General features: G+C 38.7%; 14 protein-coding genes. 6 read left to right on the top strand and 8 right to left on the bottom strand.

Going from position 1 to position 14,485, the window contains the following annotated elements; translation table 11 throughout:
* Nucleotides 1-40 precede the first annotated feature (40 nt).
* Nucleotides 41-715: a hypothetical protein gene (locus CBW18_RS07740; protein ID WP_140418646.1), complete on the bottom strand. Its 675-nt coding sequence runs from the start codon at nucleotides 713-715 to the stop codon at nucleotides 41-43.
* 35 nt (nucleotides 716-750) lie between these two features.
* Between CBW18_RS07740 and CBW18_RS07745 the strand changes: the two genes are divergently transcribed.
* The 6 genes from CBW18_RS07745 (at nucleotide 751) to murA (ending at nucleotide 7,327) form a co-directional block, all read left to right on the top strand.
* Entirely contained in the window at nucleotides 751-2,436 is a 1,686-nt protein-coding gene (locus tag CBW18_RS07745; protein WP_088300726.1) for a helix-hairpin-helix domain-containing protein, read from the top strand.
* A gap of 162 nt (nucleotides 2,437-2,598) precedes the next feature.
* Entirely contained in the window at nucleotides 2,599-3,201 is a 603-nt protein-coding gene (locus CBW18_RS07750; protein ID WP_088300727.1) for a DUF4254 domain-containing protein, read from the top strand.
* Between the two features lie 45 nt (nucleotides 3,202-3,246).
* Nucleotides 3,247-4,269, top strand: a complete 1,023-nt coding sequence (locus CBW18_RS07755) for a glycosyltransferase family 9 protein (protein ID WP_371566493.1) — start codon at nucleotides 3,247-3,249, stop codon at nucleotides 4,267-4,269.
* Complete coding sequence (locus CBW18_RS07760) at nucleotides 4,262-4,759, top strand: histidine phosphatase family protein (RefSeq protein ID WP_088300730.1); 498 nt, start codon at nucleotides 4,262-4,264, stop codon at nucleotides 4,757-4,759. The genes CBW18_RS07755 and CBW18_RS07760 overlap by 8 nt, the downstream gene beginning before the upstream one ends.
* Before the next feature lie 454 nt (nucleotides 4,760-5,213).
* Nucleotides 5,214-5,906 (top strand): DUF4290 domain-containing protein, encoded by a 693-nt coding sequence (locus tag CBW18_RS07765; RefSeq protein WP_088300732.1) that lies wholly within the window; start codon nucleotides 5,214-5,216, stop codon nucleotides 5,904-5,906.
* 95 nt (nucleotides 5,907-6,001) lie between these two features.
* Nucleotides 6,002-7,327 (top strand): UDP-N-acetylglucosamine 1-carboxyvinyltransferase, encoded by a 1,326-nt coding sequence (gene murA / locus CBW18_RS07770; protein ID WP_088300733.1) that lies wholly within the window; start codon nucleotides 6,002-6,004, stop codon nucleotides 7,325-7,327.
* Nucleotides 7,328-7,522: 195 nt separating this feature from the next.
* Here murA and CBW18_RS07775 read toward each other — a convergent pair whose 3' ends face one another.
* The 7 genes from CBW18_RS07775 to CBW18_RS07805 form a co-directional block, all read right to left on the bottom strand.
* Complete coding sequence (locus tag CBW18_RS07775; RefSeq protein WP_088300734.1) at nucleotides 7,523-8,884, bottom strand: pyridoxal-phosphate dependent enzyme; 1,362 nt, start codon at nucleotides 8,882-8,884, stop codon at nucleotides 7,523-7,525.
* Between the two features lie 328 nt (nucleotides 8,885-9,212).
* Nucleotides 9,213-10,307: a DNA-processing protein DprA gene (gene dprA, locus CBW18_RS07780; RefSeq protein WP_088300736.1), complete on the bottom strand. Its 1,095-nt coding sequence runs from the start codon at nucleotides 10,305-10,307 to the stop codon at nucleotides 9,213-9,215.
* A gap of 57 nt (nucleotides 10,308-10,364) precedes the next feature.
* On the bottom strand, nucleotides 10,365-10,631 hold the full coding sequence (locus CBW18_RS07785) for a hypothetical protein (RefSeq protein ID WP_088300738.1): 267 nt from the start codon (nucleotides 10,629-10,631) through the stop codon (nucleotides 10,365-10,367).
* Nucleotides 10,632-10,763: 132 nt separating this feature from the next.
* Nucleotides 10,764-12,272 carry a S41 family peptidase gene (locus tag CBW18_RS07790; protein ID WP_088300740.1) on the bottom strand — a complete coding sequence of 503 codons (1,509 nt, stop codon included), beginning with the start codon at nucleotides 12,270-12,272 and terminating at the stop codon, nucleotides 10,764-10,766.
* Between the two features lie 2 nt (nucleotides 12,273-12,274).
* Complete coding sequence (locus CBW18_RS07795) at nucleotides 12,275-12,886, bottom strand: HAD hydrolase-like protein (RefSeq protein ID WP_088300742.1); 612 nt, start codon at nucleotides 12,884-12,886, stop codon at nucleotides 12,275-12,277.
* Between the two features lie 2 nt (nucleotides 12,887-12,888).
* A complete protein-coding gene (locus tag CBW18_RS07800; RefSeq protein ID WP_088300744.1) occupies nucleotides 12,889-13,368 on the bottom strand; it encodes a hypothetical protein in 480 nt (159 codons plus the stop codon).
* Nucleotides 13,369-13,495: 127 nt separating this feature from the next.
* On the bottom strand, nucleotides 13,496-14,146 hold the full coding sequence (locus CBW18_RS07805; protein WP_088301333.1) for an ABC transporter ATP-binding protein: 651 nt from the start codon (nucleotides 14,144-14,146) through the stop codon (nucleotides 13,496-13,498).
* Between the last annotated feature and the right edge of the window lie 339 nt (nucleotides 14,147-14,485).

The following is a 14,485-nucleotide window of genomic DNA, read 5'->3' on the forward strand; positions in this document are numbered from 1 at the left end:
ATGCCTGCAAATAAAACAACCATTAATATTTTTCAATCCCCTAATTGATCGGCTTCCAATGCGGATGTAAAGTCAAATAGGTATTGTTCAGGGGCTGATTAGCCGGATGAATCGTTAGCGCAATACTTTTTCCGTTCAGGAACTCGAAACTGATGCCATCCTGCATGGAATCATATATCACAACGGTATCCTGCTTTTCATTGAGGTACGAAGCCATTTGCTTCATGCCCGAAAATTTCAGTTGCGTATCATTTAGACTTCTACCTGTCGAAAATCCGTCCTTTGTTTTAAACTGGCTGGCAGTAATCCGGATTTGCTTTACCTCCTTTATCCGCATACTGGTATCACGATAAGCAGAATAGATGGCTACTTCATTGCGCTTTCCACGCGTTGAATCCCGACTGTACCAGATACCCCAGGCTTTGCCCATTGCAGCATCGCTTAGATCGGCTTTTCCTAAAAGTTTAGCCACCACCTGCACATCATCACCCAAAGAAATTTCTCCTGCTGAACGGCCCGGAACAATCAAGAATTTTTCTGCAATTTTAACCGTTCCTTCATCTTTTACAGTTTCGGCCACAGCACTTACCTCCGCTTTGCGGTTGGATTTACAGGCAAACAGGCTTAGGCTTAAACCCAGGAAGATCATTTTATAAAGTTTCATCACTGAAGAACAATGCCTTACAAATTCTGTTTGAAAAATTGCCGCCCCCATGAGTTTTAGCGCAATATTTTCTAATTTTACCCCTTATGGAAAATAAAACCATTGCCCGCACGCTACGCTTTTTATCGCAGTTGATGGAGCTGCATGAAGAGAATCCTTTCAAAATAAAATCAATAGCCAATGCTTATTTTAAAGTAGATAAATTGCCTTTTGCTTTAAAAGACAAACCATTGGAAGAAATTGATCAGATTGAAGGGATTGGTAAAGGACTGGCATCAAAAATAACCGAGCTGCTGCAAACAGGTGAATTAAGGGAACTAAATGAGCTGATACAGCAAACACCTGAAGGCGTGATAGAAATGTTGAGTATTAAAGGTATCGGACCAAAAAAAATTCTGATTATCTGGAGAATACTTGGCATTGAAAGCATTGGTGAGTTGTATTATGCTTGTAACGAAAACCGCTTAATTGAGGCTAAAGGTTTTGGTTTGAAAACCCAGGAAGAAATCAAAAATGCCATAGCGTTTAAACTGGCAGCGAACGGCAGATTTCTTTATGCTCAGGTAGAAGGCTTTGCCAACACGCTGTTTACACAGATTTCTGAATGGCTGATTAACATAGATAACCATTCGTTACTGGGATTTGCAGGGCAATACCGCCGGGCCTGTGAAATTATTGATGAGCTGGAATTGGTAATTGGAGCTGAAAACATGGAAATTGTAGCCGAACAATTAACATCTTTTGGGCCACTATCGCTTATTGCTGGTGATGAAGCTTTTATTGCCACTACTGAAGCTGGTTTAAGAATTAAAATCTTCCTGGTAAATAAAGCTGATTTTTATCTGGAATGGTTTAAACTTACAGGAAATCATGAGCATGCAAAAAAAGTACTTACACTTGCTGGTGATGGTCCTTTTGCAAACGAGAATGAAATTTACAGCAAAGCCGGACTCTCTTATATCGAACCCGAACTTCGAGAAGGTTTTGATGAAATTGAACTGGCTAAAACTGATCAGCTGCCTGTTTTAATCACCGACAAGGATTTGAAAGGCAGCCTGCATAATCACTCTACCTGGAGTGATGGTGTTCATACTTTGGAACAAATGGCTGTGTATTGCAAGGATGTATTAAATCTTCAATACCTTGGTATCTGCGATCACTCCAAAACGGCGGTTTATGCGAAGGGCTTAAATGAACAAAGGGTATTTGGCCAGCATCAGGAAATAGACGAATTGAATCAAAGACTGGCTCCGTTTAAAATATTTAAAGGCATTGAGAGTGATATTTTAAGTGATGGTTCTTTAGATTATTCAGACGATATTTTAAAAACATTCGATTTTGTGGTGGCATCGGTTCACAGTAACCTGCGGATGGATGAAGCGAAGGCAACAACTCGTTTGTTGAAAGCTATTGAAAATCCATATACCACCATTTTGGGGCACCCCACCGGACGTTTGTTATTAAGTCGTGCAGGTTATCCCATCGACTATAAAAAAATCATTGATGCCTGTGCAGCCAACCAGGTGGTGATTGAAATTAATGCAAATCCGCTTCGCCTGGATTTAGATTGGCGCTGGCATCGCTATGCCCTGGAGAAAGGTGTGCTACTTTCGGTAAATCCCGATGCACACCGAACAGATGGTTTCCATGATACACGTTATGGAATTCTGGTTGCCCGAAAAGGCGGACTGAGCGCAGACAAATGCCTGAACGCTTTTTCTTTGGAAGAAATAATCGCATATTTTGATGGAAAAAAAGATAACCGTCTTTAGTCTTTAGTCTTTAGTCTTTAGTCTTTAGTCTTTAGTCTTTAGAAAAAAGATAAACCTCCTTAATATGTTTTAATCTTTTCAAATTAAATTTGTGTCATCATGCCGAAGGGATCTGTATAATCACTCCGTAGGTAATCATCCTAAATTTAATATCTTTGCTACATGATCAGTGAAATTGCCAACCGCATATTTAATCAGGTTATTACCGATTACCATCAATTTGACGATATCGACTACCCAGTTGAAAATCCTTACGATGCTGAAAGCCTTGAACATCTTTTATATGTTAAAAACTGGATTGATACCGCACAATGGCATATGGAAGACGTAGTGCGCAACCCTAATATTAATCCTGCTGAAGGCTTAAGCTGGAAAAGACGGATTGATGCACAAAATCAGGTACGTACGGATATGGTTGAATTTATAGATGGCTATTTTCTGAATCTTTACCGCGGAATTACAGCTTTGCCTGATGCGAAAATCAACACGGAAAGCCCGGCATGGGCCATCGACAGGCTTTCGATCCTGGCGCTGAAAATTTACCACATGCAGGAAGAGGCAGAACGAGAAACGGCATCTGCTAAACACCGTGAACAATGCCAGGCCAAGCTGAATATTCTATTATCTCAACGTGAAGATTTATCGACCAGTATTGATCAGTTACTGGCCGATATTGAAGCTGGAAAGAAATACATGAAAGTATATAAGCAGATGAAAATGTATAATGATCCGAGTTTAAATCCGGTGTTGTATAATAAAGCGTAGTTCCAAATCGTCATTGCGAGGTATCAATAAAAGCCAATGTCATCAATGGAAAAAATTATCGTTTTACGCTTTTCAGCCATGGGCGATGTGGCAATGGTGGCTTCGGTATTGAAAGAATTTGCTGCACAAAACCCTGCGGTTGAAATCATCATGGTTAGTCGAGCGGCATTTAAACCATTTTTTAATGAAATAAAAAACCTCACTTTCCATACCATTCAACCTGAAAATACCCACAAGGGCCTTTTGGGCTTGTTCAAACTTTTTAAAGAACTTCAAAAATATAAGCCTGCTGCTATAGCCGATTTGCACGACAATTTAAGGAGCAGATTCATATCAGCATGTTTTCGTTTTACAGGAATAAAAATTAAGAGGATTGATAAAGGAAGGGCTGAAAAAAAAGCACTAACACGTTCAGTTAATAAAATTTTTAAGCCACTCCGCCAAACGGTAGAACGTTATGCAGATGTTTTTTGTGAACTGGGCTATCCGATTGAATTAACGCATAAGATAAATCGCAAACCGCAGTTATTACCTGCAAATGCGGAATACTTGTTTCGTAATCCACTGCAAAAAAAGATAGGCATCTCCCCTTTTGCACAGCACATTTACAAGGTTTATCCTTTAAAAAAAATGGAGAAAGTGATTGCGCTGTTAAGCGCATCAGGCCATGAACTTTTCATTTTTGGCGGAGGAAAATCTGAACAAGCCATTGCAGAAAATTGGGCAAAACATAATGCAAACACACATAATTTAATCGGAAATTTCAGCCTGACGGAAGAACTTGCGATCATTTCAAATCTGGATTTAATGTTAAGTATGGATTCGTCAGGTATGCACATGGCATCGCTGGCTGGTGTTCCAGTCGTTTCGGTATGGGGCCCGACACATCCATATGCCGGTTTCTTAGGCTATGGGCAGTCTATAAACAATTGTGTGCAGGTTGATCATCCGATGCGGCCAAATTCGATTTACGGAAACAAACCCTGCATGTGCGGTGTTGAAAGTTGTATGGACATGATTGAGTCACAAAGCATTGTAAACAAAATTAAAGAAAACTTAAATGGCTAAGCAATTATTGTTGGTTCGGCATGGGAAATCCGATTGGGGGAATTTAGATTTAAAAGACTTCGATCGCCCACTCAATAAACGTGGTAAAGAGAATGCACCTGAAATGGCAGAACGCTTGTTAAAAAAGGGGTTCAAATTTGATTTGATGGTAAGCAGTCCTGCTAAACGGGCGAAATCTACTGCCAAGTTTTTCGCTGAAGCCTATCAGTTTGATCAGGTTCAGTTTGAAGCGTCCATTTATGAAGCCAATACCCAGGCACTTTTAAAGGTGATTAACAGTTTAGATGATGATGCAAATACGGTTATCATGTTTGGACACAACCCAGGTTTTACCGATTTGGCAAATGCATTAAGCGATGCTGATATTTATAATATTCCAACTGCCGGAATGGTGCTGATTTCTTTTCCTTTTGATTCATGGGCAATGGTGAGCAAAGGCACCGGAGACCTGGTGTTTTTTGATTACCCAAAGAATAGTGATGAAATGTAATTCCTGATTGCCACTGAAACACGGCGTACATGGAAAAATTAAAGAAGTTGTTACTTTGATCTTCGTATTGAAGAAACTTTTCTAGTTCGCTGACATAAACCGTTCATTTTCAATGATCTTTACATCTCGCTGTGCTCCTGTCGAAAGGGCGATGCAACAGGTTCAAAAGAACCAATATCTTTGTTAAATAAACCTGATTGCAATGGAAAGCCCCAATTTTTCATTGGGCTTGTAATTAAAAGCAGGACTAAAAAATCAAAAGCACTACTGAGCCTACATTTACAAAAAAATAAGAAATCCCATTAATTTTACTACAATTGTTATATTTTGCTATCTTTGAATATAAATAACGAAAGTCCGGCAATAGACATTTCGGTGAATTCATAACCTCATCTCCTCCTGGTTATTTCATAATTCGTATCGCCGGAAGATTGATCCATTAAATTATCTATACATGAATTTTGATTATAATACGACGCGCAGTCACCTGATTTTATCAGAATATGGCCGCAACGTTCAGAATATGGTAAAGTACATTTGCGAATTACCCACCATTGAAGAACGCAATAAATATGCCCAGGCAGTTATTGACCTGATGGGATTCTTACAACCACACCTGCGTGATGTGGCCGATTTTAAGCATAAACTCTGGGATCACCTGCATATCATCTCTGGCTATCAGATTGACGTAGAAAGTCCGTACCCAAAGCCGCTTCCTGAAAATGCTTTTAAAAAACCAGAGCCGCTTCCTTATCCGCAGCAACGCATTACCTATAAACATTATGGTAAAACGGTAGAAAACCTGATTGAGAAAGCCATGCGCGAAGAAAACCCTGAAAATAAAAAAGCCATGGTTCAGGGAATTGCCAACTTTATGAAAATGGCGTATGTTACCTGGAATAAGGATAATGTGAGTGATGATACCATTATTAAAGATTTAAAATACCTTTCAGGAGGATTATTATCGCTGGATGAAGGTGTAAATCTGGCAAAAGTTGAATTCAGGGCACAGAATCCACGCCAGAATAACAACAATAATAACAACCGCGGAAGAACAAATAACAACAACGGAAAAAACCGCCAGAACAATACCAATAATAACAATAATCGCGGAAGGACAAACAACAACAATAAACCAAAATATTAAAGGAAAGGTAAAAGGCGGAAAGTGAAAGGAAAAAGGTTATAGATCTATGCCCACACTGATTGCTTGAGAATCGATACAAAATACTATAAAAATATATGAACGCATTTGAAATAACAGGCGGAATTAAATTAAAAGGCGAAATTACCCCACAAGGCGCTAAAAATGAAGCTTTGCAGATTTTATCGGCCGTATTGCTTACCGAACAAAAGGTAACCATCAGCAATATTCCAGATATTAAAGACGTAAATAAATTAATTGAATTACTAGGCGATTTAGGTGTTTTAGTGGAACGGATTAATAAAGACACTTATACCTTTGAAGCTAAAAATATTAATTTAAACTTCTTTGAATCTGACACTTTTAAAGCTAAAGGTGGTGGTTTACGTGGTTCCATCATGATTGTAGGTCCGCTATTGGCCCGCTTTGGCAAGGCCGCCATACCTAAGCCCGGAGGTGATAAAATTGGCCGGAGAAGATTGGACACACACTTTATCGGTTTCGAAAAATTGGGTGCCAAATTTGTTTACGACAGCAAAAAAGCCTTTTTTAACGTTGATGCCACCAACCTGCAAGGCGCCTATATTTTATTGGATGAAGCATCAGTAACCGGAACGGCAAACATTGTGATGGCCGCAGTTTTGGCCAAAGGAACAACCACCATTTATAATGCAGCCTGCGAACCTTATTTGCAGCAATTGTGCAAAATGCTGAACCGCATGGGTGCTAAAATTTCGGGTATTGGTTCCAATTTATTAACCATTGAAGGTGTTAAAGTTTTAGGTGGAACGGAACACCGGATGTTACCTGATATGATTGAAATCGGATCTTTCATCGGTATGGCAGCGATGACAGAATCAGAAATCACGATCAAAAATGTGTGTTATGATGAGCTTGGCGTTATTCCTGAAGTATTTAAGAAATTAGGTATTAAATTAGAGCGCCGCGGTGATGATATTTATATTCCGTCTCAAAAACACTATGAAATTGACACCTTTATAGATGGTTCGATTTTAACCATTGCCGATTCCCCGTGGCCAGGTTTTACGCCAGATTTATTAAGTATCGTTTTGGTGGTGGCTACGCAAGCGAAAGGAAATGTGCTTATTCACCAGAAAATGTTCGAAAGCCGTTTATTCTTTGTGGATAAACTGATTGATATGGGTGCACAAATTATTCTTTGTGATCCGCACCGTGCTACTGTTAATGGTATTGATAAAAAATATAAACTTCGTGGAATCAGTATGACCTCTCCTGACATCAGGGCAGGTGTTTCCTTACTGATTGCAGCGCTTTCTGCAGAAGGTAAATCAACCATTTACAACATCGAGCAGATTGAACGTGGTTACCAGGATATTGATACGCGTTTACGTGCCTTAGGTGCACAAATTAAACGCGTAAATGCGGATGCGCCAAGTCATTAGAAAGCCGAGGATTTGAGGTAAAACCCACCGCTAAAGCATCGATTAAAAAAAAGCCCAGGTAGAAATTTTACTTGGGCTTTTTTTTGTTCTCGTCATTGCGAGAAGGGACGACGAAGCAATCTTACAATGATCGCTATTCGAAGCCTAAAGCACTAAGATCCCTTCCGTAACTCGGAATAACGTTTTTTTTCTGTTCTACCCAGAAATCGCATTGATAATATCATATTGTGTAATAATCTCAATCTTACCGGATGCATCTTCAACCAAAACAGCAGAGTTTTCTTTATTAATTAATGATGAAATTTTATCAATTGAAGTATTCAAATCAACAAAAGGAAAAGTAGCGGTCATAATTTCTGAAATCGGTGCCGATTTCAAACCTGGATTTTCGAGTAATGCGGTTAAAATATCACTCTCTGCAATTTTACCTACAATCATGCCCTGCTGTGTTACCGGAATCTGAGAGATATTCATTGATTTAATGGTATTGATCGCTTCTAAAACAGATTTCTGTGTATCAAGCGTCACAATCTCTGTAGATTCTTTCTTTGCGATGATTGATTTTGCCGTCAGTTTTTCATCCTGTAAAAACCCACGTTCACGCAGCCAGTCTTCATTATACATTTTACCCATATAACGACTGCCATGATCATGAAAAATCACGACTACCACATCTTCTGGTTTTAATTTATCCTTTAACTGAATTAAACCACCGATGGCTGCTCCTGCTGAGTTTCCTACAAAAATCCCCTCTTTGCGGGCAATATCGCGGGTCATTAAAGCCGCATCCTTATCCGTAACCTTTTCAAATAAGTCGATGACATCAAAATTTACGTTTGCCGGCAGAAAATCCTCTCCAATTCCTTCGGTGATATAAGGATAAATTTCATCCTTATCGAAAATGCCGGTTTCCTTGTATTTTTTAAAAACCGAACCATACGTATCTATTCCCCAGATTTGTATATTTGGATTCTTTTCCTTTAAATATTTACCCGTACCGGAAATGGTGCCACCGGTACCTACACCAACTACGAGATGGGTAATTTTACCTTCTGTCTGCTCCCAAATTTCCGGACCCGTTTGCTCATAATGCGCCTGAGAATTGGCCAAATTATCATACTGATTGGGTTTCCATGAATTGGGTACTTCACGCTCCAGACGAGACGATACCGAATAATAAGAACGCGGATCTTCAGGCTCAACATTGGTAGGGCAAACAATTACCTCAGCACCAAAAGCACGCAAAGCATCAACCTTTTCTTTTGATTGCTTATCTGTGGTAGTGAAAATACATTTATAGCCCTTAATAATGGCGGCCATGGCCAAGCCCATTCCGGTATTACCTGAAGTACCTTCGATAATGGTTCCACCTGGTTTTAATTTACCACTACGCTCTGCATCTTCAATCATCTTAACCGCCATACGATCTTTGATTGAGTTGCCTGGATTAGTCGTTTCTATTTTGGCTAAAATTGTACCCGGAACATTCTTTGTTATTGTATTTAATTTTACCAAAGGCGTATTGCCAATGGTTTCTAAAATATTATTGTACCACATGCAACAAATTTAAGCAAAGGCATTAAGGATTTTACCATCTATATTTTATTTGAAACATAATTTTAAAAATAATGAATAAATAGAATTAAATTCTAAAAACTACAATTTACATGGGCTTTATAGATTGAATATTGGGTAAAATACAATTGCAACTTTTATTCGCTATAGATTATATGTGTTTGTTTTAGTCCACCGGTAAATTTTATAACATCGTCTGACAGTTATGGTTCTGCGTTAATCATCTGAGTTTGCGTGAGTTTATATAAATCATCAGATAATATTTTTTGGCCGCGAATTTTCGATGATCACCGTTCGAAAACATTAAAAATTATGCCAACTTATAAACCTTCCCGGGTAATGAAATGATAATTCCCTGCATTTCCAGCGTGAGCATTACAATCGCGAGCTTGCTCTGCTGAAGGTTGGTAACAATTGAAATTTCGTCAATTGCCATCTGACCATTTTGCAGCAGATCAACCACTTTCTGCTCATTTGCCGTAAGGTTAATTTGCAAAGTAGTCTGGGCATTTTTTTTCTTTTCCTTTACCTCATTATCCCAGCCCAGGTAATAGATTAAATCATTTGCACTATTAATCAATCCGGCGCGGTTAGTTTTGATCAGGAAGTTACATCCTTCTGAAAAAACATCATTTGTTCGTCCGGGAAAGGCATAAACATCCTTGTTATAAGAATTTGCAATTTCAGCAGTTATCAAAGCGCCGCCTTTAATGGATGCTTCAACCACAATGGTTGCATCAGCAATACCGGCAATAATCCGGTTACGCTGCGGAAAATTGGGCCGATCCGGATTGGTTAATGTTGGAAATTCTGAAAGCAAACCACCATTCAAAACCATTTTCTGCGCAATGCTTTTATGTATCTGCGGATAAAGTCTGTCAAGGCCATGCCCCAACACCCCTATGGTTGCCATTTTATTGGAAATACATTCTTTATGTGCCGTTACATCAATACCATAAGCCAATCCACTCACAATTAGAACCTGATAAGGAGCCAGCACTTCACAAAGCTGCCTGCATAAAGCCTTTCCGTAGTCGGTGGCATTTCTCGCGCCTACTATGCTGATAATACGTGGATGATTAAGATCTGCCTTGCCTTTAAAGTAAATCAGGATGGGAGCATCGAAACAGTTTTTTAATCTTCTAGGATAATTTTCATCCGTAAAAAATAAAACTTCTATGCCATGACGCTCCACAAACAGTAATTCCTGCTCAGCTCTTTTCAGGGCATCAGTATTTAAGATTGCATCAACAGTTTTCTCTCCAATCCCAGGTATCTGAAGCAGCTGTTTCCGGCTTGCTGAAAATACGGCCTCAGCACTGCCACAATAGGCCAGTAGGTTTTTAGCCATTACCGGACCTATAGATTTGATAAAAGTTAAGGCGATTTTATGAATCGTACTCATTTCATTTCAGGTTAAGGTAAATAAATGCGGGATGATTTATTGGCCTTAAGATTTAACCTAAAATTCGATATCAATCAGGCTTTTGAGTGGAATGTGAATATTATTTTTAAGTTGAATATATTTTTCTGTTACAGACCAGACAGTGGTATCTACCCTTTTTGGCCCTATTGTCGTGTTAAATGTAATGATCGCTTTTGATTTAAATTCATTCCCCAGCCGCTGAGCTTCATTAAGTCTTGTTTTCAGGGTTGTGGTTTGATCTTCTTTTGCTTCGATAATGTTTAAATAACCTATATGTTCTTTCGCTATAATCTCTATTGACATAATTGCTGCTAACTAATAATATTAAACAAGCTTATTAAATTTTAGCAGAAAAAACAAGCCTAAAAGTGCATTTAATATCATATTTAAGAAAATCCGGAAATTATTCTCAGCCAGCTATTCTTATTTTGATATTTATTTCAACGTCAACTTTCTGGTTTCCACCATACCTTTAAACTCATGGTTTAACTGCTCATTGTTATGATCAATCGATGTCCTGGAAACACCAGATGTACTACTCAATGTATTTTCTTTTAAGATTGAAGTAAAACTTCCTGTAGCTGAATAATTAAGGGCCTGCGCCAGTAAACTTTCAGATGCATCACCAAAATCCTTCGTTAAATCATCAGCAATGTCCTTATCTACAACCATTCCATCGAAATAATCGCCAAAGTCTGCCTGATTTTTAGTCTGGAACTGCGGAATGTACAAATCATTTTTATCTATGCGAAGTGAAAAGAACCCTACAGGCTTGCCATAGGTTTTACGGCCAATTAACTTAACATCCATTACAGGTTTCAAATTATTAATTAATAATTCACTGGCAGAGGCTGTTCCACCGGTGACCAGAAAATATACCCTGGAGATACCATTAAGCGTTCCGCGCTTTTTGAAAAACTCCTGATTGCCCGAAGCTGCAATAGGCTTATAATCATAATCAAACATGGAATACAAACGTTTTACACCATCTGAAGTCGTTTGATAAAACTTTTGATTCTGAAGTATGGTCGCCTCTTTATCCTGCATGGTTTTGGTCCAATATGTAGTGTACATGATTTTTCCATTTTGTGCAGACGGAGCAATTAAATTGGTAAATGCTTCAGAGGTAGCCACAGATCCGCCACCATTATAACGCAAATCAACAACCAGTTCATTAATTCCATCAGTAGCGAATTTACTGAACACCGCATCAAGCAAAGGAACGGAGTTTGTGGTAAAACTATTAAACACCACATAGCCTATCTTTTTTGCACCAACGGTATAAGTATTGCTAAACAATATGGGGTTGATGTTGTAAGAACCCCGGTTAATAACCAGATTTTGAACCGTTTGGTCTGCCTTTGTGATGGTTAGAGAAACCGATGCATTATCACCGAAAACGCCATCATTAATATTATCAATATCAGATTGGCTTGTTCTTAAAGTAGTTCGACCATTCACTTTTGTAACGACATCGCCTCTTTTTAAGCCTGCAACTGCTGCCGGAGAGGTTGCATAAACATATTTTACCCGTAAAATGTTGGCTCCGTCATAATTCACAGAAAATCCGTAATCGCCGCTCACTCCGCCCAGTTCTCCGGCAACTGTACCATCATCAATAAAAGAATATTTATCCTTTCCACCTGTGCTGGGTAAGGCCTTCAAGGCTGCTAAAACCTGCTCATTGCTGCTGTACTTTCTAGGATTGAACCCATCATAAGAGGGCATCCCGATGTTCCAGAAATAGGTTTGCTTCGCATATAAAAAAATTGAATCTTTTGTTAACGCCTCCCGGTTGGCTGTCGGCGTCTGGAGGGTATTGGCTTCTTTGGTTTGACCTGGAGATTCATCTGCAGGGTTGTTTTTTTTACAAGAGGTGATTAACCCGAAGGACATCATCAGAAAACACAAAATATTTTTTTGCGAATAAACTTTTTTCAGCATACTTATTTGAAAATTTCAAGTGACCTAATATACGGCAAATTAACAATTTTAGATTGTTGCGCATCAAAATTATTTGCACCGATAACTAACGCATCATCAGCTAATAAATTATTGTCGTTTAGGATGTTCTGAAAAATTTCTGATTTCTGCTGTTTCAATTCATCAGTAAAATAAACGGTAAGGTATTGCTCCAGTCCGTTCCATTCGATTTGCTTAATTTTATTCAGTTGCTGCTCTGGATCGCCGGCTGTAACAATAAAGATTTTTTTCCTGTTTACCACCAGTTCCTGCATCAAATCTAATATCGTTTGATATAATAATAATTTTAAAGGTAAACGGGCATTTTGGTGCAACAGCTCAAAATTATACTTGTATTTTGAATCAAGTCCAAATTGATTGGCTGTTTTATCAAAAAGGTCTTTCACGCCATTTTGTTCAAATTCTCCTCGTAAAAAGGCTAAAGTGGCCCCTGCATCCTTTTGCTCGGTATATTCTATAAATTGAGCAAACAAATAATAAACCTGCAACAGGTAATCTTTTTCCGGAAACAAAACATCATCCAATTCAAAAATGACTACTTGTTTGTTTTTTAAAATTTCTGCGATATCCATCATTGCTAAACCGTAAAAAGTTTTAATTCATCATCCGGAGCGTTGTAGCCAAACACACCATTCAATTCATCTTCACGACGGATAAAAATTTCTCCCCCGCTTGAAAAAACACATTCACCATGAATAAATACGGTAAAGTTTTTAAAGGTACTTTTTTCGGCAGAGCGGAACAAATCGATCAACTCCGGTTGTGGTGTTAAAACCTGAATGCCATATTCGCCAAATAACACCGCAGATTTGGCCAGTGGCTCCACCTCATAATCATGCAACGGAATAATACTATCAATTGATTCTGTAATGCAAAAATTAAGTAAGAGATGTGCGATACTATCCCGATTAAGTAAGCCCAGCGTGGTAAAAGCATAATTTTCGGTGATGATGCCCGGTACATCGCCATAATCGGCCAGTAATACAAAATGATTTGGGAAGGCTTTTAAAAGCTTTAATGCTTTTGCACTGTTTCCGCCTGTTATCAGTATTTTCAAAATTTATAAATAAGATTGAATAAGTGAGTGAGTGAAAAAATGATTGAATGAATGATTGAATGAATGATTGAATGGTAGAGTTGTAAAAATTGAATTTACTTCTTTGTAATCTACAATTGAATTTGTCTTATACAATTAATCCATCTTTCATGGTTACCACACGATCACTGGTTTTAGCCAAATGTTCATTATGGGTAACAATAACAAAAGTCTGCTGAAAATTATCTCTCAAACTCACAAAGAGCTGATGCAAGGCTGATGCATTTTCAGAATCCAGGTTCCCGGACGGCTCGTCTGCCAGAATAATAGACGGATTATTAATCAAAGCCCGGGCAATTGCAATACGCTGTTGCTCACCACCTGATAATTGATTAGGCTTGTGATTGGCCCTATCTTTAAGACCAAATAAATCTAACAGTTCCAATGCCCTGGTTTCTGCCTGTTTTTTATTGGTTTTGGCAATAAATGCCGGAATACAAATATTCTCAATGGCGCTAAACTCTGGTAACAGGTGATGAAATTGAAACACAAAACCAATATTCTGGTTTCTAAAAGTGCTCAGTAAATCGCCATGAAGTTTGCTGATAATCGATCCTTTTAATTCTACATCACCCTCATCTGGTTTATCCAAAGTGCCCAGAATGTGCAGTAAAGTACTTTTCCCTGCACCAGATGGCCCTATGATACTCACGATCTCTCCTTTTTGCACTTCAAAATTTACCCCTTTAAGGATTTGAAGATTCCCATACGATTTTTTTACTCCGGTGGCTTTTAGCATGCCGTAAAAATAGTTAAAAGTTGCAAGTTTTTGGAAAAGTTTAAGCGGAAAGGTTAAAGCGGTGGGCGGTAAGCGGGAAGTGTGTGGCGGAGAGCAAAAAACTAATCGGTGTAATCCTTTCATCTGTGTAATCATCCCGAAGGTAAGAGCGGAAAACGTGTGGTGGTAAGCGATGAGCATGGAAAATAATCACAATAATCCTTCCATCTGTGTAATCATCCCGAAGGTAAGAGCGGAAAGCGTGTGGCGGTAAGCGATGAGCATGGAAATAATCCTTCCATCTGCGTAATTATCCCTAAGGTAAGAGCGGAAAGCGTGTGGCGGTGAGCGATGAGCATA

Origin of the sequence: Pedobacter sp. AJM (assembly GCF_002197755.1) — a bacterium.
In the GTDB taxonomy this organism is placed as follows: domain Bacteria; phylum Bacteroidota; class Bacteroidia; order Sphingobacteriales; family Sphingobacteriaceae; genus Pedobacter.